Below are 22360 nucleotides of genomic sequence, written 5' to 3' on the forward strand. Positions count from 1 at the left end.
CGTACGGTTACTTAAACGGGCGTTTGTGAAAGGATACAAACTCAACCATAACTAGCACTGACCTACTTAGTCGACCGGTGTATCATAACATGCTGAAGTCGTGGCTTGCTTCAAGGACGAGGCGCCAAAGAAGCGTAGGGCTAGGTAGCCTACCATGGGCATTTCTACCAAGAACGCCAGCTTGCGCAGCCAATCCGTGCGCCAGAGCTCGTCTAATAGGGCTGCCGAATAGGCGCCCCGGTCTAACTGCTGCTCCAGTGGGAGCTGGTAGAGCAGGGTGGAGGTCCAGGCCAGGGCATGGCAGGCCAGCAGCCCCCATAGCCCCCAGCGCGGCAGGTGCAAGGGCCAGTAGCGCAGTAGACCCACGGCCACCAGCGTGGTGACCACCATCGGCAGCACCAACACGGGCACGGTCCGGCTCCCAGCCACCGTGTGCCACTGCGCGAACTCGGCCGGGCTCAGATACCGGCCCAAATCCCGCCAGCTTTGGTACTCGACTACTTCGGCCATGAGCGCAGCGCCACAACAGTAACCTGCCAGCAATAGATAAAGCACAAACAAGCGGTAGGAAGGGGAGGGGGCCATGGCACGCAAGCAGATATGCTACCGGCCGGGTGCCGGGGCTCACAAACGTACTAGCGCACGTGCGCCGCGGCCTTGTAAAAAAGGAACCTTAGGCCTTCCCAGCATAAAAATCAGCCGCCGCGCTCGGCGCGTGCTGGTAGGTGGTGGGGGAGAGGCCGGTGAAGGCTGCAAAGTCTTTGATTAAGTGGGCCTGGTCGTAGTAATTAAATTGGTAGACCAGATCCAGCCAGTTAGGCGAAGGTGTTTGCACTAAGGTCTGATGCAAGGCATTGAAGCGGACCACCCGGCTCATTTGTTTGGGGCTGCGGCCCACCTGCTCAGCAAAGTGTCGGGCTAGAAATTGCCGGCTTACGCCCAACTCACGAGCCAAGGCCTGGATCGATCCTGTACCCGGGTGCTGCGCCAGCTGCTGCAAGACATAGTCGCTATAAGTGAGCGGCTGGGCCAGCACCGGGAGGTGGTGGCTGATAAAAGCATCCAGCAGTTGCACGCGCGCTGCGGGGCTCGGCGCCTCCTGCAACTGCGCTTGCAACTGGCGCACAGGCGGCCCGAGAAAAGCTTCCAGATCCAGGGGCTGGTGCGTGAGCTCGTGCATCGGGTAGCGCAGGCAGCGGTGCACGACACCGGGCCGGAAAAACACGCCGGCGATACCGCAGGGTCCGGGCAAGTGCAGCCGCCAGGGAGCGAAGGGTTGCAACAAGGCGTAGGCAGACGGCAAGGCCTGGCAGGCGGCTGCTTGCACGAAGAGTGAGGGGGCCTGGGTCTGGAATTGAAAGACAAACCCATCCAAGGCGTTGGGGGTGAGCAGATGCTCTAAAGGATGCGCGTCGCTGGGCATGGTTTCTACCAGCCAGTAACGGGCCACATAAGCGCGCAACCAGGGCGCGGGAACAAACTCGCGGAAGGTCATACAGCCAGAGGAGCCGGGAGAGAAGCGCCCGGGGATAGCCCGCAGTGAAGATAAGGAAGAGCCCGTTGCGGGCCTACTGATGGTGGCCAAGGCTGGTACTTCGGCTCAGGGTGCGAGGTGCTGTCTTACCCGTCTCAAAAATCAGCCGGTTTCTGCGCAGTTTTGGACACTGCGAATGCAGGCTGTAAACGCCGTTTTTTGAGCCTGATTTTGGCACCGTTTTTTGCGCACGGAACTTGTTGGATTTTCAGCTCAACGTGCTAGCTTGACAGCGCTTCGGCAACGGCTCCATTTGTTTACATCGTCGGCTAAGCAGACGCGCCTCTGATCAATAACTTACCGCGATGAAAATAGCATCCCGCGTTGCGCTTATTTCTGCTACTGTGATACTGCTGACGGGTATTCTAATCATGACGAATGCCCCGATTCACTCTTCTTTCTACTTCCAGTATGGTTATGAACTGTATGTCGTACTGATTGCGGCGCTCTTTTTCTTCACTATTTCAATCCTGCTCGTTGCCTTCATCGCGGTGCAGAACGTCTTCCGCCGCCAAAAGGAGTCAGAATAGGGCACTGGCAAAATTAAACAACGCGCGAACAGGCTTCGGTGAGATGCCTCTGTACCCTGCGAGACGGTTGCTAAAACCAAACCTATAGGTTCAGATTACCTATCATAGAAATGGCCCCGAAAACCGCGTTTTCGGGGCCGTTGAGGCGGGTGCTAAGACCGTTCAGAAAAGAACCGTGGCTGTTGCAGAACTCCTCGACGAACGCCCTAGTCGTAGGTTTATCGGGAGGAGTCACCCAGAAAAGTGTCGGAAACCGTGTTTTGCGAGGCGGAAGCTCACTCCTACTGCGTGCGAAACGCAAGACCCAGACTTCTGCAACAGCCACAACCCTCTGTCGAACGCTTCTGCTCTTACGAAGACAATCTACTTAAAACCTTGTGGCACATTCCACCCAGGCAGATCCATTCTGGTCTTCTACCATCGGGAACTAGGCTGCTTCTTGCCTCTTGTCAGCTCCTGCCGCGTTTTGCTTAAGACTACGCCGACGCGGTGCCTAGCCGAACGGTGGGTCAGGCGTCTGGGGCTAAGCGGTAGCTGGTGCTCCGGCCACCGGCAATCTCTTTGACCAGGATACCTTTGCTGATCAACTCGGCAATATCCCGCCCGGCCGTATCCTGAGAGCACTTGGCCATGCGCGCCCACTTGGACGTGGTCAACTTGCCCTCAAAGCCGTCGAGCAGCCGCGTGACTAGCCGCCGCTGCCGCTCGGAAAGCGTAGTCTGCTGGTGGCGTTCCCAGAAGCGGGCTTTGGCCAGCACCTGCGCCAGCGTCTGCTCGGCGCTCGTGAGCGCTCGGCCTAAGCAGCTCAAAAACCACGTCAACCAACTCGTCAGATCCAGCGTTCCGCGCTGGCTGGTCTCCAGCAAATCATAGTAGGCCTGGCGCTCGGCCTGGATCTGCGCCGACATACTGTAGCAGCGTTGCCCGGTGCCGTCGGCGCGGGAGAGCTGTAGATCCGCAATGGCCCGGGCAATGCGCCCGTTGCCGTCGTCAAAGGGGTGGATGGTCACGAACCAGAAGTGCGCGATGGCGGCTTTCAGCACCGGATCCAAGTCGAGAGGGGCATTGAACCAGTCCAGAAACTGTTGCATCTGCGCGTCCACTGCCTCCGCCGGTGGCGCTTCGTAGTGGATCCGTTCCCGGCCCAGAGGCCCGGAGACGACCTGCATGGGGCCGGTGCGCCAAGCGCCGACCCGCACGGGGTACAAGCCGCTGTGCCCGGTGGGGAACAAGGCGTGGTGCCAGTTGAACAAGCGTGATGCCGTCAGGGGCTGCTCGGCCTGCTGCGTGGCGTCCAGCATCATGGCCACGACTCCTTCCACGCGGCGGTCCGCGGGGGGAAGTCCACCCCGCTCCAAGCCCAATCGGTGGGCCAAGGACGAGCGCACGGAGGCGGGTGGCAGTAGCTCGCCTTCGATTTCACTGGACTTGAGCACGTCCAAGGTCAGCGTCTGTAGGGTCGCCTCGTTGCGCAAATCCAAGCCCAACCCGTCCAGCCGCCCGAGCAGGCGGCCTTGCTGATGGCGAACGGCCCCCAACAAGTTTTCTAGTGCCGCCGCTTGCCAGCTAAACGCAGGCCAAGCAGGCATTTGATGAATATAAGATGCTATTCTCCGCATAGTATGCGGTAAATATACGCCTTATTCTCCGCATCAAGGACCTTTCAAGTAGGCTAGCTTTAGCGGAGCACTTGCAGCCAACCCTTGAGTGAATCACCCTGCGGCGCTCGCAAATAATAGTAGTAGATACCGCTAGGTAGTCCGGCACCATCCCAATCGTTTTGATAAGCAGCCGTTTCATAGACGAGCTTGCCCCATCGCGAGAACACCTGCAGTTTGGGCGGCTGGCAGCTGAGTTGCTGCACAAAGGTGTCGTTGAGCCGATCCCCATTTGGCGTGATGATGTTCGGCAGCGGGCGCGGTACCCCGATACGAAAAGGCTGATACTGAATCTGCGTGGTGCAACTCGTACTGTAATGAATCAGGAGCGTGGGCGCGTAGGTACCCGCTTGCGCATAGGTGTGGGTAACAGCCGAGTCCGCTTGAGGCGAGAAGAAACTGGTGCCATCGCCAAAATCCCAGGTTGCGCTACCTGGCCCGGTGGCTACTTGAGGAAAGGTCACGGAAAAGGGTGCTAGTCCCTGCTGGGTGGGATCAAAGCTACAGGGTGCTACTGGCAGGACATCGGTCATGAGACCAGGTTCGGGAACGAGCAAAACAGTTCGCGTGGCCTTGCTCGTACACCCACCAGGATCAACATAGGTATAGGTCAGCTCGGTTGCACTCGCGCCCGGTGTCAGGCGCAACACCGCCGGATCGAAGACCCCGGCGGCGGAAACCCCGCGGCCACTCCAGGTGCCACCGGCTGGTGAAGCTCCCCGAAGACGAAAGGGGCCGGCGGGAACACCACAGAGCACTGTATCGGGTCCTGCGCTTACAACGGGGGCGGGCAAAACCGTCAGCAGGGTCGTGGCACTGCCACATTGGCTACTGGTACTGAACGAATAGGTAATCAGGTGCTGCCCGGGTCCGGCGGCCTGCGGGTAAAAGGAGTTGCCTATGATGCCGCGCCCCGAGAAAAATCCGCCTTCTGGTGTACCCTTCAGATCCAGACCATAGGGACTATTTTCACAAATGGGGGTAGTAGTCGTACTGCTAATTTGTACGCTCATGGGTGGACGAACTGTCACCTGCTGCGTGCGTGTGGCCGTTGGACAAGTGCTGGCCGAAGGGGGAGTATAGGAAAGCGTATGCGTGCCAAGTAGGTTAGCAGCGGGCGTAAAGTAGTACACACCGCTTGCGCCGGATACGCCGGGGCCGCTCCAGGTGCCACCCGCCGGCGTACCACCGAGAAGTTGCGGGGGCATGTCTTGGCATAGCAGACGCGGAGGAAGCACAGCGTCAGGCGCGGCCGTCAGTCGGACTTTTAGGGCAGCATCGTTGCAGTTAGCTGAGCCATTCTTAATCGAAAAGTAATTTGCACTAGGAGGGATCTGGAACGGATGCCGCTGGTCACAGCTGCCACAGATGGCTTGGTAGAGCACGCCATCCGCGTCGAAGCGGCTGACGCCGTGGGTATGGTCACCTAGGTTGGTGAATGTATCCTCTACCACCCGCGCGTCGCTACTCAGCCGCAGCACCTGGGTGACGCGCGCGGCGAGCCCGGCGATGTACATCCGCCCGCAATCATCTACCCCAAAAGCAGTAGGCAGCAGCGAGGCGTAGGTGCCCCCGGCCAAGTTGCCGAATTGCGTGACAAAGTAGGGCTGACGAAGGTAAGAGGAAAGTTTGCAAAGGAACAGGTTGCCACCGGCGGCGGGAAAGTAGGCGGGCGTGAGCGCCAGCTGCCGATCCGTGGTACCTAGCACGTACAGGTTCGCCGCCGCATCTACTTGCAGAAAGAGTGCTTGATCGTAGCCGGCCGTCCCGAGCAGGCAGGCCTGCTGCACCGTTTGGCCATCGGCGCTCAGGTGCGCCACAAAGCCATCGGCCCCACCCCCAGTACTAGCGGGCTGGTAAGCGCCAGCGCTGACCGGGAAATTTGAACTTGCCGTGCCGCCACACACATACACGGTGCCCGTCGCATCTAATTGCAGTGCGTAAGCGGCATCCGCTTTGTTACCGCCTAAGTACGTACTCCACTGCAACGAGCGCAGGTCCGCGCTGAGCTTGCACACCACCGCATCCGAGTAGCCGCCCTGAAAGGAGGAACGATGGGTGCCCATCGTCACGGGGAAGTCGCGGCTGTTGGTCACGGAGGCAAGCACCACATTGTTGGCCCCATCAACGGCTAGGTCGCCCTTGAACGTGGGCGCGCCGCCCAGTGCTGTTGGGGCGTCAGAGGGTGGTAAGCTGAGGGAAGGCCGGGCCCAGGCGAGCCCATCATTGCCGGTGCCTCCCAAGTACGTGGCCGCCCGCAGGGCGTTGCCGCTGGTACTCAACCGGGCCACAAACAGATCGGCTCCGGTGGTAAATGCTATAGCATCGGGTTCGATGAGCGTACCACCCCCAAAGCTGCGGTCGTAACTGCCGGCTGTCGTGGGAAAATCGTTGGAGCTGGTGGAGCCGAGCACCACCAACTCGTTATTGCCATCGACTACCAACCGGTGAGGCGCATCCGCCGCGCGACCACCTAGGTAGGTGGCATAAAGGCGGGCGGCGGGCCCAGCAGCCTGCGTATTGTACTTGATAATCGCCACATCGACGCCTTCGGCGTAGGTTTGGCTGTAAGCACCCAGCGAGGTAGGATAGCCCGTACCGAAGGCTAGGCTAGCGGAATAAAGATTGCCTTGAACATCGTGCGTAGCTGTTACGCCCCAATTGTCGGAAGTGGCACCGGAGAAGGAAGCAAAGACAACGGTGGGGTCAATGATGAGAGGGCGACTACGGTCGTAAGCCCCTAGTCGAAAGCTGACCACGTTGTCTACGAGTTCGTAGTCGCACGTAACGGTATACCGTTGCCCCTGGGCATCCGTTTGCCAAGCTCGCGGCGCGAGCTCCGTAACCGTACCCACGCTGGTTTTAATCAGCAACTGGCGATTGGATAAACGTAATTCGCTAGCACCTTGGTAGCGCAGCTGAATGGCATTAGGCTGAGCCCCGGGCTGCAGGTGAAAGTCATACTCAAGGTTGCCCGTTTCATTTTCGTATAGCGTAGCCGCAATACCAGGATACAGATCCGGGTAACGCACCCGCCGATAACTAGGCACATCGTGGGTCCACCGCGTTGGGTCAGCGCCGAGAAAATAGTTATAGGTGGTGGCAAGCGCTTCTTCCGCTACAGGGACCGTCGGGTGACTACCAGCAAACGTAAGGGAGTAAGCATGGCAGCGGAGCTGCGAGCCAGGCGTGGCGGGGATGTTCGCGTGAGCAGGCTTCGTCAGCGGATCATACAAGGCGTACGTAAAGCCTGTCGCTTCTATATACAGGCGTCCCGTCGCCAGCGGCGTCATAAATTGGACACTTGGGTTCCATTGGCCACGATTCTGAATAAACTCTAGCGTTCGGCTAGGCGGCGTACTCGCTTGCGCGGCGATGCTGACAAAATTCCACCAAAACAGAAGAGTGTAAACCTTTACCCAATATGACATGCCATTACTCGAACAAGAGCGATAAATGCACTCCCCGCACGCACCAAGTTTGCTCGAGCCCTCGAGTCTGGAATGAAGCAGGTAGAAGCCGACGGCAGCCGTGTCACTAGCCATGCTGTCTTCAGTAGCTATCTAGCAAAGATCTCACCGGTTAGGTCTTCGGCTACCGTGCACAACTCCTAGAAGCACCCTAGATGACGTCAATAGAGCTACACTGAAAAATGCACGATGCGCCTTAGCACGCACAACCAACCCCAGAAATCGTTACCGTTTCCTTCAGCCGAAAATCCGATGTTACCCCGTCCGCCGTTCGTGCAGCGTGCTAGATGTGGCAGTCACCGCTGGCGCAGCAAGCCCGCTTCCCTGTGCCCGTTAGGAAAAGCAGGCTATACCGCGTATTCTAGACAATATAAGCGCCATTTGCGCACCGAGTCGCACGCGCCAGCCCCCGCCTCACCCGGCACGTGTTGCGCCGACGAGCATGCAGCCGTTGGCCTTGGGTCCTCGTATTCGTTGCCATGAACAGAACGCCTAGCACAGGGCTGATCCTTTGCTGCACCGCCTGCCCCAATGGGCACCTACTTGCTCCTACAAAAAGGAACTTGGGCCTACCTAGCTGTATTCCAGAGTATTTATACTAAACAGGTGGCGATGACGGTAGGGGTGAACAGCTCGCTCCTGTTCGGGGAGAACGTACACCTATCTCGTCGCAGCAAGGAGCTAGTATGTACTTAGATTGGTGAACAACTTTACTGAACTATTTAGCGCTTCATTTCTCCTCTCCTACCGCCCTTACTCTTGCGCATCAGTTTGTACAATTAAAGGAGGGTGACTGTTGCAGAATGCTCACTTCCAATTGCCTTGCCAGCAACACACGTAACTTCAAGGCCACGGTTGTGCTAGCCATCGTTGAACAACCACCCTCGCGGCGGTGCCAGTGGTCTGGGCAGGTGTTGAGCAGCCTCCTTTACGCAAGGGTCCCCGCCGTCGTGGTTCATCGCCGTACCTGCGTTCGCTTCGCTGCTTCCGCTTATTTGCCGCGCTTTTCCAGTTTCAATATCTCCACCCCGGCGTCGAGCAAAGGGCCGGTACCATGCTTTTCGTTGATGCCTACCGGGCGGGTATAATAAAAAACAAGATTGTCTTGGATGCCCGTGCCCACGCAAATGTCTTTCAATCGACCTTGCTCATCGATCTTGTATTTTTTCAAACCCTCCCACCCGCTCGTGGCAATCGAAGCGTAGCGAGGGTCAATCCACCCGTGGTTCACTGCATGCGCCACCCCGTACACAAACATGGCGGAACACGACGACTCCAGGTACGAATCCGGCTTATCCAGCACCTGGTGCCACAACCCTTCTGCGCTTTGGTATTTGGCAATTCCTAGAATTTGCCGCTCCAGCAGCTGGATCAGCCGGGCGCGCTGCGGGTGATTAGCGGGCAGGTAGTCCAGCAGGTGCACCTGCGCAAGCAGGACCCAGCCGTTGCAGCGGCCCCAATGCGCCACCCCGTTGCGTTTTAAATCGCTATACCAGGTGTGCCAGTAGAGTTCTTCTTTCTCGTCCCACAGATACTTAGTGAAATTGAGTACCTGCGTTACCGCCTCCTCAAGATACTTTTGCTGGCCCGTGAACTTCCCCATGCGGACCAGGAAGGGCACGCTCATGTACAGGTCATCGGCCCACAGTGTGTTTTGATACGGAAAAGCGCGGACGAACGTCCGGTCCAGCAAACGAAGGCGTTCTTCGGTCAAATGCTTCGCTGCTTTTTCCAAGTAGGCTTTGTAGGCGGGGCGCTTCACCTGTTGGTACACCTCGAGGATGCTCGCAGACATGGCGCCGAAGTCGTCGAGTTCGTCCATGGTAAAGAATTCGCCATAGGGGTAAGCATAATGCTTGACGCCGGACTGAAAACGCTGCTCGAACACACGGTAGTTATCGAAGCCGAAGGCCACGTGCCGGGCGGCGTAGTCCACATATTTTTGTTCGCCGAGCAACCTGCCCAAATCGATCATGGCCAAGTTCAGCACGCCATGGGTGTAGTGCCAGCCGGTATACGGGCTGGCGTATTTGACGGGTACGCCCTGGGGAACGGCGGCGGCAGAGGCGTAAAATTGCTTATTCTCCACCCCCTGAAAACCCAACACTGTTTCTTTCAGGACCTGGTCCGCAACTTTGCGCACCACGGCTTCAGTGGTTTGGGCCGCTAACAGCTGAACATTGAGCACCAAGACGAAAACGGCAAGCAGCTTTTTCATGAAATCAGTTGAAGCGTTTGAGGATTTGTGATCCAAGCTTTCAGGTCGGTAACGCTAGCAAAGTTGCCTAAGCTGTTTTAAGGTAATAGAACGTGAGAATAGATCGATACTTGCGAAGGTGTCCAAAAGGAACCCTTCTCTTTGAATCCTTTCTCTAGAAGAAGGCAACAGTAGCCTTCCTAGAAAGGGCTACTTACCGAGGCAGCCTGCTGCTTAGCTTGAATTTATGATGAGGTAGTATCAATTACTCACGGGAACCGTCTTCAAGGTTATAGGACCTAGCAGACCAGCGGGGAGCAACGGCTTGCCTTCTAAACGGTAAGCGGCCGTCGTACTGGTCACTTGCTTATCCTTGGGCAGTGCGTGGTCACCAATGAGCCGGTTGGCCCAAGTGTTCGTTACCTCGATGCGGAGCTGGTTTTTGCCCTTTTTCAGCGCTGGTGTGATGTCGACGCGGTAGGGCGCGGTCCAAGCGATGCCGCAGGGCTTGCCATTTACCTGCACTTCGGCAATGTTGGCAATTCGACCTAGGTCGAGGTAGATCGGCTGCTTGCTTTTGGTAGGCTTCCAGGTGAACGTTTTGGTGTAGGTGGCGGTGCCGGAATAATACTTGATCTGGTCGTCCGGGTGCTGGCTCCAGTCGGTCAGCGCTTTGAAAACGATAGGCTGCGCGGGGCCATTTACCTGCTGATCAAAGCTTACCTGCCAGTCGCCGGCCAGGGTTTGTACCACTTGAGGCTCCGACCAATTGGGGCCGGCTTGCGCGCCTTGCGCGGTGGTGGGCTGCTGGAATACTATGAACATGGAGCCGTTGCGGTCGAGGCGCACGGGCAGCAGGGTGCGGCCGTTTTCCATACGCCACTCGGAAGCCGGGCGGATGGTGCCAGTTACAGCATCCCACAGCTCCGGCTGCCGGCCGGCTACGCGCAAGGACAGCGCAATCGTGCGGGCGGTATCAAGCTGGTTGGAAATGAAATAGATATCAAACTGTGGATCGGTGCGGTGCGTCCAGGCAACAGCTTTGGCGGGCTGCCCGTTAGTGGTGCTCGCTACCACATCCCGTGTTAGGCCGAGGTCATCGAAGGAGCTAGCCGTGTACGGACCTTGCAGGATGCGTCCCTTTCCTACTTGCCAGCCCGTAGGGCTCCCGGCCGCCGAGGCGCCCGCATACAGCTGGCTAGCCAGTTGCTGCACCGTTTGGTCGGCCGCCGGGAAGTTGCGGAGCTCGGGGGAGCGGCTGGGTTTGCGATTGATCAGCAGCGTCGCGCCCTCCCTCACCAAGCTCAGCAGCTTGCTCGCGACTTCCGGCGACATGGAGGTGCTATCGGGCCACATGGTCTGCGCGCCCGGCACTACGAGCAACCCGTAACTAGCCCCACCGGGTAGCTCCACGCGGCCATTATTCACTCGAGCTAGGTTCAGCAGCGCATCCTTGTTGAAGGAATCGTAGGCATAGCCTTTCAGCGGATCAATCAACAGCTCCGACATTTCCATGTTGGCGCCCGACATCACCTGGTAAGGCATTTCCTGCATCGGTAAGCCTTGGTTAGCCAGGCGGTTCTTCTCGCTTGCCACGGCCGCCGGGCCGAAGATGCCGGGCAGGTCAGGCATCAGGCGGTTGGGCAGTATGGCGCGGCGCGGGGTTTGTTCGCCCGTAAATACGGCCACGTCGGCCACGGGCCGGCCTTGCTGTAGCAGGGCTTGGCAGCGCTGGGCGTAGGCGACCCACTCGCGGCCGGGCTTCCACCAGGTTTGGTCGCGCTGGAAGAAGAGGCCGATGTTGCTCAGCGTCATACCGGGCTTGCGGTCGAGCCAGGGGTTATGCACGAAAACGTGATAGACAAACCGGTTGATACCTAGGGCGTAGTGCCGGTCCTGTAACGCTTTCAGCATAGCTGGGTGCTCATCCCAAGCAAGGCGCAGCTCGGTAAAGGCTTCTGCCTGCACGATGTTTTTGCCGTAGATGTGCGCGCCAGAAGTAGCGTCCAGAATATCGTTGGGCTTGTCGTTGGTGGGGCTGCGCAGCCAGAACTCGCCCATGGGTACGTCCACGTTTTTGTAGTGCAGCATGCCGTCGCTGACCATGGTGGGCGCCACGCACTCCGCCGTGAAGGTGCTGCCCTTCGCGCGTGCTAGGTCGGCTAGCGTGACGTAGAACTTATCGTTAATCAGCTCGGCAATAGTCTGGCGCACATCGAACAAAAAGCGTTCGGACACCTCCAGGCTTTCCACCGGCACGCCGGCCATCACGGGCAGGTACGGCATGAGGTCGTAGCCGCGACGCTTCCGAAACTCCGCGGCAAAGTTGGCCGACCAGTTCTGGCTGCCGCACTCCCAGCTGTCGACGTGAAACAGCTTCAGCACCCGGGAAGCTAGCTCCGGGCTGGCTTGTCGGATGGCCTCCCCGTACCAGCCATCAAACTGAAGCTTAACTGCTTCGGGGTTGAACTTGTCGCACTCCAAGCCTTTGCCGCCGCCGCCAGTGGCGTTGGTGTAGCCCGTGGAGGTGTGCCCCACGCGCAGAACAGTCCAGTTGCCCGCGGGTACGTCCCATTGCAGCCGACCATCGGCGCCCATTTTAGCGGAGATGTTGATAATCTTCTGGAGCGGCACGCATAGGGAGCTAGGTACTTGCTGCGCGGTGGTGGGCAGACTCACGCGCCACACTTCGCCATTTTTGCCTTCGTACTGGTGAAGCTTAGCTTCCTTGGAGAGGCGGATTTCAGTTAGTTTCAGCGTTTGCTGCCATTTGGCCGCGTCCAGGTCTTCGGCGCCGGGCTCTGAGCCTTCGTTGTTGTACACAAAGCGGAAAAAGCGCGCCGTCGTGGGCACGAGGGCGTGGGTCACGGCGCTGCTGTCCTGCCACCCGCTGCGCGGCGGCTGCAACCGGCCCACCGGCCGGAACTGCTGTCCATCAGTGCTAGCTTCTACCAGTAAGCGGTTGGCCTGGTAGTTATAGCCGTTGGAGCGGATGCGGATAGAGCGGCAGGTGAACGGCTTATCAAAGGCGTACTGAATCCAGCACGGCGCACTGCTTTGGAAGTTCTTTTTGTTGCCGGCTTGGGCTAGCAGTGCCGCATTGGCTTCAGCGGAACTGCTGGTTACCTGGGGCTTGATGGTGTACGTGGAGGCCGTGCCGCCCGTGGGCGTTGGGTAGGCGTACACGGCGATGTCGCGGTAGTAGTTCTGAGTAGCAGCCGCTTGCGGCAAAACCTGGCTGTAGCGGCGCCCGCCCGTGACTTTCGTTTCCGCAAAAACGACCTTCTGCATCGACAGTTCCGGCGTGATCCACGGGCCGCCGGCTAGGGCAAATCCGTCGCTCACGTGCATGGCTAGCTTTAAGCCGAGGCGGTCGGCCTCGTTCATGGTGTGGCGCACCAGTTCCCACCAGTAGGGCGTGAGCTGCTCGGCGGGCGGGCTGAGAGCGGGCGGATTTTCTGCCCCACGAATGGGCATCAGGTACGCACCCTCCAGGCCCGCTTGTTTCATGGCCTCCAAGTCGGCCGTAAGCGCCTCACGTGTCACGGCCCCATTCATCCAGTACCAGAACACCCACGGCTTGGCTGACTCAGGCGGCGATTGAAAAAGCTTTTTTAACTCTGCTGCTGGCTTTTGCTGCGCATTGGCGCTGGTCGGATAAAACCAGCAAGTTCCAGTCAGAATCGCAACTAGAAAAGCGCTTAAATGCCGTCTTCTTCTCATCAGCCAGTTATTAATTACCATTGCTATTCAATTGAATGGGAACTTGGAACGGTGCGTAATCCGGCTCTCCATCAGGCAGCGACAACGCCCGCAAAACGCTTGTCTGGCGTGTCAATTTAAACCTAGGTGTATACTCTATGGCTGCAGCTCAGCCAGCTGTTGCTCGACGGTAGCCCGGTAGCTTTTTAGTTACTCCTTGCCCCACAGGCTACTTTCTAATACGCCTCCAACCCAATCCTGAAAAGAGGGGTCTTCAAGGAAGACTGCATCACTTGCTTTCTGCCTTTTTAGCAGGCTTTGGGTCAGGTACAATGAAGTGGACACTGCTCTTGCCTAGGTCCTTGGAGGTAGCCACGGCAATGCCGCGCTGATCGGCCTTATTTACGGCGCAGTAGTAGTGATACACCACACCTTCATATTTGACCACAAACGACTTGTGGGCGAATAGCTCATCATACGGCTCCGAAGGCTCGATCAGGTTGGCCCCGGTCCAGTCAGTCCAGTTGACCAGGTCGTAGGAGCAGGCAAAGCGGTTCACGGCGCCCGAGATGCCGAGGTAGAAGGCGCCGAAGTAGAACATCACCCACAAGCCGTTGTCTAGCTGCTGCAGGTAGGCGTCGCCGCTGATGCCCTTGTGATGGTTGATGACCGGGTTGCGCCGGAACCGCTGCCAGTGCGTCATATCATCCGACACCGCCATGCCGATGCGCTCGGCCCCGCGCTTGGCGTCCAGCGAATCGCCGTTGGCATTATAGTACATCACAAAAGGATGACCCGTTAGCTTCGCCTTATCCCAGATGACCGAGCTTTTGTAGATGGTGTGGTTTTCCCACCAGCGCGCGTCCGGGTCGTTGGCTTTCAGCACCGGCTGGGGCAGGCGCTGCCACGAGTGCACCGTGCTGGGGTCTTGCGTGGTGTAAGCCATGCCAATCGACAGGAGGCCTTTCTCATACCCGCGCGAGTTGCCACCGAAGTACGACATCCAGTATTTGCCCTGGTAGGGCTGCCACTGGTAGCTGCCTCCCCATTTGTAGTCTTGCAGGGCCACGTAGCCGGCTTTCTGGTTCGTGTCCCAGTCGGTGGTGTCGGTGAAGGACAGGAGCTTGCCCTTGGTTTCCCACTTCAGCAAATCTTTGCTCTGCGCCAGCCAGGTTTCGTAACCGCGTCCGTCGAAGATGATGTAGGTCATGTACCACTGGTTGCCTTTGCGGAACACGCTGGGGCAGTCCAGCTTCTTTTGGTTGTCGTCCGTCACGAGCACCAGGCCGTACTTATGGGGCGTTTTCACCTCTTCGTACACTTGCTGCATCTCGCGGACAGGTACTTCTTTCGGTTTGGCCTGCGCCCACGCAGCAACCGGACTCACCAGCACCAAAGAAAGAACATAAGCTAGGTTGCGTCTCATGCAGAAGTTGATGGGAGAAGAAAAGCGTTAAGCCGTCAGGATTCGCAGGCTCAGCATGACGGCTTTCTTTATGGATTGACTACAAAATGATAAGTACCCGACCCCACGCTGATGCGCGCTTTGCCTTGGTCCGTACCGAGCAATTGCAGGTCGCGGTGCTGAGCCACGGCTAGGTTATCTTCCACGATTTTGGAAGAAGCCGTAGCCGGCAAATAGATGGTAGCGGTGGTGTTGGCCGGAATGGTAGCCGTGAGCTCGAAGGAGTTGCCGGTCTTTTTCCAGTCACTGACAATCAAGCCGTAGGGCGAGTGGTAGCTGGCTTTGGCCGACGTTACATCGCCCACGGGCTCCGGCCTAATGTCGATCTTGTTGAACCCCACTGCGCCATTGGCGAGCCGGATGCCGGCCAGGCCGCCGTAGAGCCACTCCATCAGGTGACCGAGCATGAAGTGGTTGTTCGAGGCCGTCGGTAGGGCCGCCCACGATTCGGTGAGGGCCGTGGCGCCTTTAGCGAGCTGGTAGCCGTAGCCGGGCACGTCGGAGCGGCTGTTCATGTCGAAGATGACGTCGGAGCGGCCCGCCTCGTCGAGCACTTGCAGCAGGTAGCGGTAGCCAATGTCGCCGGCCGTGAGGCTGTTGTTGCGGCTGCGGATGTCTTTTACAATGTTCTCGACCACTGCGGCTTTATCCTCGGGCGCTACGAGCTTCATGTACACGGCCATAGCGTTGGCGGCTTGACTGCCGGTGGCGTATTGCTTGGTGTCTTTGTGGAAGAACGTGGCGTTGAAGGCCGTTCTTACTTCCCCAGCTAGCTTATCGTAGCCAATAGCATCTTGGGGCTTGCCGAGTAGGCGCGCGACTTTGCTCAGCAGCTTCAGGTCGTAGTAGTACATGGCCGTGCCGGTCACGCCCATCGGCGTCAGCTGCGACACGCCCGGCGGCTTGGGGCCTAGGTCGTACCAGTCGCCCAGGCCTTGGCTGAGAATGTGGCTGTTGGCTTTGGTGCCGAGGTAGGCGATGTAGCGCTGCATGGTAGGATAGCTCTCTACCAGCGTCTGCCGGTCACCGTACCACTGGTAGAGGTACCAGGGCGTGATGATGCTGGTGCTGCCCCATTCCGGCGAGTCGCGGAACATGTCGCCGCCCCACTCAAACTTGACGTACTCCGGCGCAATTTCCGGCACCAGGCCATTGGGGAGCTGGGAGCTGCGAATATCCTGCATCACCTTCCGGCTCAGGTCGGGCACGTCGTAGTTGTAGAGCACGGAGCGGAGCATCAGGTGTGTTTGTTCGAGCCAACCTAGCTTTTCGCGGTGCGGGCAGTCGGTGAAGGTGCTCACCATGTTGCTCTTAATGGCCCAATCGATCAGCGTGTTGGTGCGGTTGAAGAGCTCGTTGGAGCAAGCAAATTCGCCCGCGCGGGCAGCGGCATTGCGCATGTGTAAGCCTTTCAGCTCTATGATCTGAGGGGCGTTCTTGGGGTTGGCTTCGCCTTGCGGCACGGCGCCAGTCACTTGCAGGTAGCGGAAGCCATAATAAGAGAAGCGGGGCTGCCACGTCTCGGTGCCTTCACCTTTGAGGATGTATTGCCAGTAGTACGGGCTGCCGCCAGAGTGCTGGTTTACCGTACCGTCCTCCTTCAGCAGCTCGGTCGGGATAATGCGTACCGTGTCGCCTTTGTGGCCTTTTACTTTGAGCTGAATGATGCCCGAGGCGTTCTGCCCGAGGTCGTACACCCAGGTACCGGCCACGGGCTGGGTGGTTTTCTGCGGCGCGAAGTTCTCGAACACCTTCAGCGGCTCCTGCATCTGGCTTCTTAAATTCGGCGGGCCTTCCACCAAGAGCACAGGCTTCCAGCTGCCTTTCGGTTCCTGGAAGCTAGGCGTATCCCAGCCGGGTTGTCCGAGGGTAGCGTTGTAGTCTTCGCCGCCGTAGATGCTGGAGAAGGTAATAGGGCTCGGGGCCGTCTTCCAGGAAGCATCACTGATGATGTCCTGCGTAGTGCCGTCGTCGTAGTCAATTTGCAAGCGGCAGATCATCTTCGGATAGCCAAACGCGACTTTCAGCTTGCGGTAGCGCTCTTTTACCGGCGGCACGTAGTAGAAGCCATTGCCGAGCATCACCCCAAGCGCATTCTGGCCGCTTTGTAGATTTTTCGTCAGGTCGAAGGCGACGTACTGCGCCTCCTTATCGTACTTGGTCCAGCCGGCATCGAGGAAATGGTCGCCGACTTTCTGGCCATTGACGCTCAGCTCGAAATGACCTAGGCCGGCAATAAAGATGGTGGCTTTCTTGACTTTACTCTTGACGGCAAAGCGCTTGCGCAGCAGCGGCAAGGTGTTGCTGCCCTGGTGCGTGTCCTTCTTGCCGTCGGTGGGCAAGATGTTTTTGCTGGAATCGGGGAGCTGCTCGTAGGCAACCCAGTGGGCGCCTTGCCAGTCGGCTTTCGATAACAAGCCCATTTGCCAGGTGGCAGATGGGCTCCAGGCGGAGGCGTTATTCTGGTTGTCCCAGGTCATTACTTTCCAGTAGTATTTCCTGGTCGGCTGCAAAGGCTTTCCGGCGTACGCTACTTGGATAGAGGTACTTGCATTAACCTTCTTCGAATCCCACACGTTGCCCGTATTCGCTTGCAAAAGCGTCGGCGTATCGGCTACCAAAATCCGGTAAGCTACTTGCTTGGTGCCGCGCTGGCTAGTGTTCAGCTGCCAGCCTAGCCTTGGCGTAGCCGCTTCCACGCCCATTGGGTTTGATTTGTACTCGCAGGTAAGCTTCGCTACATCAAGCTTTTGCGCAAGAGAAGAGAAAGACCCGAAAAGAAAAGGAAGCAAGAGTAGCCTAGACATGGACAATAAGGAAACAGCAGTTCACTGAAAAGCGCAGCAGCACTATCTAGGTCCGCTTCGCAGAAGTAAAGGCTACTTCAAGAGAGGGTTTAGAATTACCTCCCGGTCGGGAATAGGAAACCGCAGGCGGCTCTGCGTGACGTTGTAGGACTGCGAAAGCGCGCCCGAACCTGTCGGATAATAGTACTTCTGCGGATTGGCTTTGACTTTGGCGCCGTAAGCTGTCATCACCTCAATGGCTTTGCCCGTCCGGACTAAATCCAGCCAGCGCTTATTCTCGAAAGCTAGCTCTATGCGTCTCTCGTGCGCAATCACGTCGCGCAGCGCCGTTTGGCCGGCAGCGGTGGTGGCAGCTAGCCCGGCTCGGGTTCTTACTTGGTTCAAAAACGGCAGCGCGTCAGCGCTTTTGCCTTGCTCATTCAAGCTCTCGGCGAGCAGCAGCAACACATCAGCGTAGCGGTACACAGGCCAGTTGTCGTCGGTGTTGTTATAGAGGGCGTGCGCGTGCAGGTACTTCTTAACGTAAGGGTACGACACCCCACTGACCGTGTAATAGCCGATGGAGGCGTCTTTCCTTTTATCGTTGGCCTCGTAGGAGCTAATCAGATCATCGGCGGGCGTGTTCCAGCCGCCGATTAGTTGGTTGTTGCTCGGCGTGACGCTGGTAATGGGCTGCGTGTTCGTCAGCGCCGGGATGAAAATGTAGGCGAAGTTGCTTTGCAGCCCCTGGGTACCTTGCTGATACTGAACTTCAAAAACCGATTCAGCGCTGTTTTTATTAGCTAGAGCATACACAGCCGCGTAGTCGGGCAACAGCGCGTATTGCCCGGAGCTAACGACCTCGCGCAAAATGGTTTCGGCACTCGCGTACTGCTTTTGCGTGAGGTACACGTAGCCGAGCAGCGTTTTGGCGCTGCCGTTCGTCACGCGGCCTTTCTCCTGCGTTGCTTTCAGGGGTAGCAAGGCCGCGGCGTCCTTCGCGTCGGTTATAATCTGGGTGTAGGTGTCGGCCGCGGCCGTTTTCGGTAGCGCGGTTTCTTCAATAGTAGAGGCTGGTTTCAGGTGCAGCGGCACATCACCGAAATACTGCACCAGCTCGTAGTAAGCGAAAGCGCGCAGGAACAATGCTTGCCCCTTCAGGTTGCTCTTCGCGGCCTCGTCGAAGCTAGCCGCATCAATCTGCGCCAGGATCTGATTGACCCGGGCAATGATGTTGTAGCAGCTATTCCATTTGTTGGCGATGTACGTGTTCGTGGGGTCTTCCAAAAAATCCGCTATTTGCTCGCGCTGCACATTCTGCCCACCTCGGTCACCACTTTTGAAGACGTAGTGGGTGTTGTCGGAGCGCATTTCGCCCATCACGTACGCGTCGCTGTAGAGGCTGCGCAACCCCGCGTAGGTACCGTTGACAGCCTGGGTGAAGTCGTCCTGGGTTTTGTAGAACGTGGTCGAGCTGATGGCCGTTTGAGGCGGTATTTCAACAAAGTCTTTATTGCAGGAGCCCAGCGCTAAGGCTAAAAAGCTAGCTGCCAATAGAATATTCGGTTTCATGGCGGGAAAGAGTCGGAGTTGGTACCGGGCTAGAGTTGGTTATTTCGGCTACTGCAAGCCCACGTTTATCCCCAGCGTAAAGGTTCTGGGCACGGGATAGGCAGTCCAGTCTATGCCTTGGTTCAGGGCATCGCCACCGCTGCTGCCAGATTGTGGGTTAGCTCCGGCACTTACCTCCGGGTTGGCACCTTGATAGCTTGTAAAGACAAACGCTTGCTGAATGCTGCCGTACACGCGCACGTTGCGCAAGTGCTGACCTTCTTTCAGCGGGATATTGTAGCCCAGCGTGATGTTTTTGATGGTCAGATAGCTACCGTCGCTTACCCAGTTGGTGTTCGGGGAGCGAGCCAGGTCGGTTGTGCCCGCCTTCACGCTCGGGATGATGCCGTTGCCCGGATCCTGCTCCGACCGCCAGCGGTTCAACACTTTTCGATCGACGTTGAAAACGCCATCCAGATTCTGCGTGCTTTCCAGCGACCGATTCATGATATCGTTGCCGTAGGAGCCCGAAGACACAATGGACAAGTCGATATTGCGGTAGGAGAAATTGTTGGTGATACCGAACAGGAACTTCGGCCACGGATTGCCAATGACGGTTTTGTCGTCGTTGGTGTTGGTAATCACGCCGTCGCCATTAATATCCTTCATCTTGATGGTGCCCACTGCCGACGTAGCATATTTAGGAGAGGTGTTTAGGTCTTCCGCATTGCGGTATACGCCCTGCGCCTGGAAGCCCCAGAACTGGCCAATCCGCTCACCCACCCGCGTGATGGTGGTGTTAGTGTTGCCATAAATGGGCGCGTCGGTGTTGCCTAGCCTCTCAACTCGGTTGTCGTTGAAGGACACGTTGAGGTTTGTGTTCCACTTGAAATCGTGGACGAAGTTTTGGGTGTTGATGGCAAACTCGTGACCCCAGAACTTAAACTCTCCTAGGTTGGTGAGCAGACTATTAAAGCCCGATTCGTTCGGAATGGCCACGCTGTAGAGCAAGCCGTCGGTGTCTTTGTGGTAGTAGTCGTAGGTGAAGTTGATCCGATTTTTAAACAGACCGATATCCACGCCGAAGTCAAGCTGCTTGGTTCTCTCCCAGCCTAGATTTAGGTTCGGCAGCGAGTTCAGGCTGCGGCCGTTGGCTAAAGAATTGTTGAACACGTAGTTGGCCGGGCTTAACAAGGCATAGTAAGGGTAGTTGCCAATGTTGTTGTTGCCCGTGAGGCCGTAGCTGGAGCGCAGCTTGAGGAAGGATACAGCGGCCACCTGCGGCATGAAGCTTTCATCCGACACGATCCAGCCGGCCGAAATCGAAGGAAAATTGCCCCATTTGTTGTTCGAGCCGAAGCGCGAGGAACCATCCCGCCGAATGGAGGCCGACAGCACGTATTTGCCCTTGAAGTCGTAGTTCACGCGGGCCAGGTACGACAGCAGGGACCATTCCTGAATATCACCGGAGCTGGAAGAAGTAGTAGTGGCTGCGTTCAGCGTATGCACCCGATCATCCGGAAAATCGGTCTTGGCAATGGACAAGGCGTCGCTCCGGAACTTCTGCACCGTGTAGCCGCCCAGCACGTCAAAGGCATGGTCTCCTAGGGTTTTGCGGTAGGTCAGCAGGTTTTCGGATAGCCAGGAGTAGTAGCTGCTATTATTAGCTTGGGCAGTGGCTTTCTGCGGCGGGGGGGCGAAAATCTGCCCGGCTGTGGAAGGCGAAAACCGATAGAACTGCGACTGACCTAGGTCGATGTTGATAGTGGTGCGCGCTGACAGCCCTTTCAGGATTTCGTAGTCGAGCGAGGCATTAGAAAGTAGGCGTGTGGTCCGGGTTTTGGCTTCTATTTCCTGAATTGTCCGGTACCAGTTGGGGTTCGGATACAAGCCGGCGCCTGTGGCCGTGAGGGGCAAGCTGCCGTCGGGGTTTTTGTAGGGGGCAATGGGCGACGTCAGAATGGCGCTCATGATGGCGCCGCCGCCCCACAGCACGCCGTCGGTCGTCGTCGGGCCGTTGTTAATAGCGTAAGTCGGGGCTACGTTCAGGCTGAATTTCAGCTTGTCGGTGAAGTTGTAATCCGCATTCAATCGGGCCGAGAAGCGGTTGTAGCCCGAGTTCAGGATTACGCCTTGCTGATTGAAGAAACCGAGGGTCGCGGCCGTGCTGAACTTGTCCCGGTTGCTGTTCAGGGAAATACTGTAGTTCTGGATGGGTGCCTGGCGGAGCAGCACTTTGTACCAGTCGGTGCCCTCGCCGTACTGCGAAGGATCCTGGTACTCGGCAGGCACAGGCTTGTTATTGAACTCATAGACTTCTTTCTGAAACTGCGCGAATTCCTGGGCATTCAGCATGTCGGGCCTGCCGCGCTGGGGCACCTGCTGCACGCCGTAGAAGGCATTCACGCTGAGATTGTTCTGGCCGGCGCGTGCGCGCTTGGTTTGCACCAGCACCACCCCGAACGCCGCCCGCGAGCCATACAAGGAAGCTGAAGCCGCATCTTTCAGCACTGATATGCTCTCGATTTCGTCGGGGTTGATGTTGCTGATGTCGCCCACAATGGGGAAGCCATCGACCACGTACAGCGGCTGCCCTTGCGCGTTGATCGACGCCTGGCCGCGGATGCGCACCTGCATGCCTTCGCCGGGGCGGCCAGTGCCCTGGTTGATCTGCACCCCGGCTAACTTGCCCTGGAGCTTCTGTGTGACCTGGGCCACGGGGATGTCGGCTAGCTCCTTGCCCTGCACTTCCTGCACGGCCCCCGTTACAGCTCTTTTCTGCTGCGTGCCGTAGGCCACCACTACCACTTCGTCGAGGGCTTTGCTATCTTCCTGCAACGTAATGGTCAGCACAGTTTTCGTACCCACAGTTACTTCCTGACTCACATAGCCGACAAAGGAAAAAGTTAGGGTAGCACCTTCAGGCACCTCCAGCGAAAAGCTCCCGTCAGGGTCGGTGGCGGTACCTGTTGTCGTGCCCTTCACAACCACCGTCACTCCGGTGAGTGGCGTCCCATCAGCCTGTACTACGCGCCCTGACACTGGAATTGCTTTGTTGGGCACGACACTGCTAGGCTTTGCCTCCACGATTACGTAATAGTCGGGACGCAGCCTTTGAAAACCTAGGCCTACCTGTTGCAAGACGCTGGTTAGCTGTTCTTCTAAGCTGCCGGCTGCCGCCTGCGGCACAGCCGTTTTATTGCGTACCAGATCGGTTTTATAGACGATGGTGGTTTTATACTGCTTTTCCCATTGACCGAGCAGTTCTTTGAGCGGCACAGCGCTTTTGCTGTTAGTGTGCTGCGGCAACGAGGTTTGAGTAGAGGCAAGTAGTTGAGCGTAGGCTCCGGAAGCGGGCGTATGCAGCAGCAGCAAACTAGCGGCGGCAGTTACATGACGAGCCAGCTGCCCAGGCAAGTGGGTATGCAGTCGGTTCATAAGCTATGGATGGGATTAGGAAGGATGAA

At 57.7% G+C, this 22360-nt stretch carries 11 protein-coding genes; 1 reads left to right on the forward strand and 10 read right to left on the reverse strand.

The features are described from left to right. Positions 1–66 precede the first annotated feature (66 nt). Both BXP70_RS26025 and BXP70_RS26030 read right to left on the reverse strand, forming a co-directional pair. Entirely contained in the window at positions 67–585 is a 519-nt protein-coding gene (locus BXP70_RS26025; protein ID WP_086597059.1) for a hypothetical protein, read from the reverse strand. Positions 586–673: 88 nt separating this feature from the next. Further along, positions 674–1495: a helix-turn-helix domain-containing protein gene (locus tag BXP70_RS26030; RefSeq protein WP_086597060.1), complete on the reverse strand. Its 822-nt coding sequence runs from the start codon at positions 1493–1495 to the stop codon at positions 674–676. A 344-nt stretch (positions 1496–1839) separates the two neighbouring features. Between BXP70_RS26030 and BXP70_RS26035 the strand changes: the two genes are divergently transcribed. Beyond that, positions 1840–2064: a hypothetical protein gene (locus BXP70_RS26035; RefSeq protein WP_086597061.1), complete on the forward strand. Its 225-nt coding sequence runs from the start codon at positions 1840–1842 to the stop codon at positions 2062–2064. A 509-nt stretch (positions 2065–2573) separates the two neighbouring features. Here the strand turns inward: BXP70_RS26035 and BXP70_RS26040 are convergent. From BXP70_RS26040 to BXP70_RS26075, 8 genes are all read right to left on the reverse strand, one after another. Next, positions 2574–3653: a Fic family protein gene (locus BXP70_RS26040; protein ID WP_245849756.1), complete on the reverse strand. Its 1080-nt coding sequence runs from the start codon at positions 3651–3653 to the stop codon at positions 2574–2576. A gap of 89 nt (positions 3654–3742) precedes the next feature. Continuing rightward, positions 3743–7267, reverse strand: a complete 3525-nt coding sequence (locus BXP70_RS26045; protein WP_086597063.1) for a DUF7948 domain-containing protein — start codon at positions 7265–7267, stop codon at positions 3743–3745. Positions 7268–8183: 916 nt separating this feature from the next. Beyond that, a complete protein-coding gene (locus BXP70_RS26050; protein WP_086597064.1) occupies positions 8184–9410 on the reverse strand; it encodes a glycoside hydrolase family 88/105 protein in 1227 nt (408 codons plus the stop codon). A 240-nt stretch (positions 9411–9650) separates the two neighbouring features. Continuing rightward, a complete protein-coding gene (locus tag BXP70_RS26055; protein ID WP_218779871.1) occupies positions 9651–13133 on the reverse strand; it encodes a glycosyl hydrolase in 3483 nt (1160 codons plus the stop codon). A gap of 247 nt (positions 13134–13380) precedes the next feature. Then, a complete protein-coding gene (locus BXP70_RS26060; RefSeq protein ID WP_086597065.1) occupies positions 13381–14517 on the reverse strand; it encodes a glycoside hydrolase family protein in 1137 nt (378 codons plus the stop codon). A 68-nt stretch (positions 14518–14585) separates the two neighbouring features. Continuing rightward, entirely contained in the window at positions 14586–17363 is a 2778-nt protein-coding gene (locus tag BXP70_RS26065) for a family 78 glycoside hydrolase catalytic domain (protein ID WP_086597066.1), read from the reverse strand. Positions 17364–17435: 72 nt separating this feature from the next. Then, complete coding sequence (locus BXP70_RS26070) at positions 17436–18914, reverse strand: RagB/SusD family nutrient uptake outer membrane protein (RefSeq protein ID WP_086597067.1); 1479 nt, start codon at positions 18912–18914, stop codon at positions 17436–17438. A 48-nt stretch (positions 18915–18962) separates the two neighbouring features. Next, positions 18963–22331 (reverse strand): SusC/RagA family TonB-linked outer membrane protein, encoded by a 3369-nt coding sequence (locus BXP70_RS26075; RefSeq protein ID WP_086597068.1) that lies wholly within the window; start codon positions 22329–22331, stop codon positions 18963–18965. Positions 22332–22360: the final 29 nt, after the last annotated feature.

Source organism: Hymenobacter crusticola (genome assembly GCF_002154225.1).
Taxonomy (GTDB): Bacteria; Bacteroidota; Bacteroidia; order Cytophagales; family Hymenobacteraceae; genus Hymenobacter; species Hymenobacter crusticola.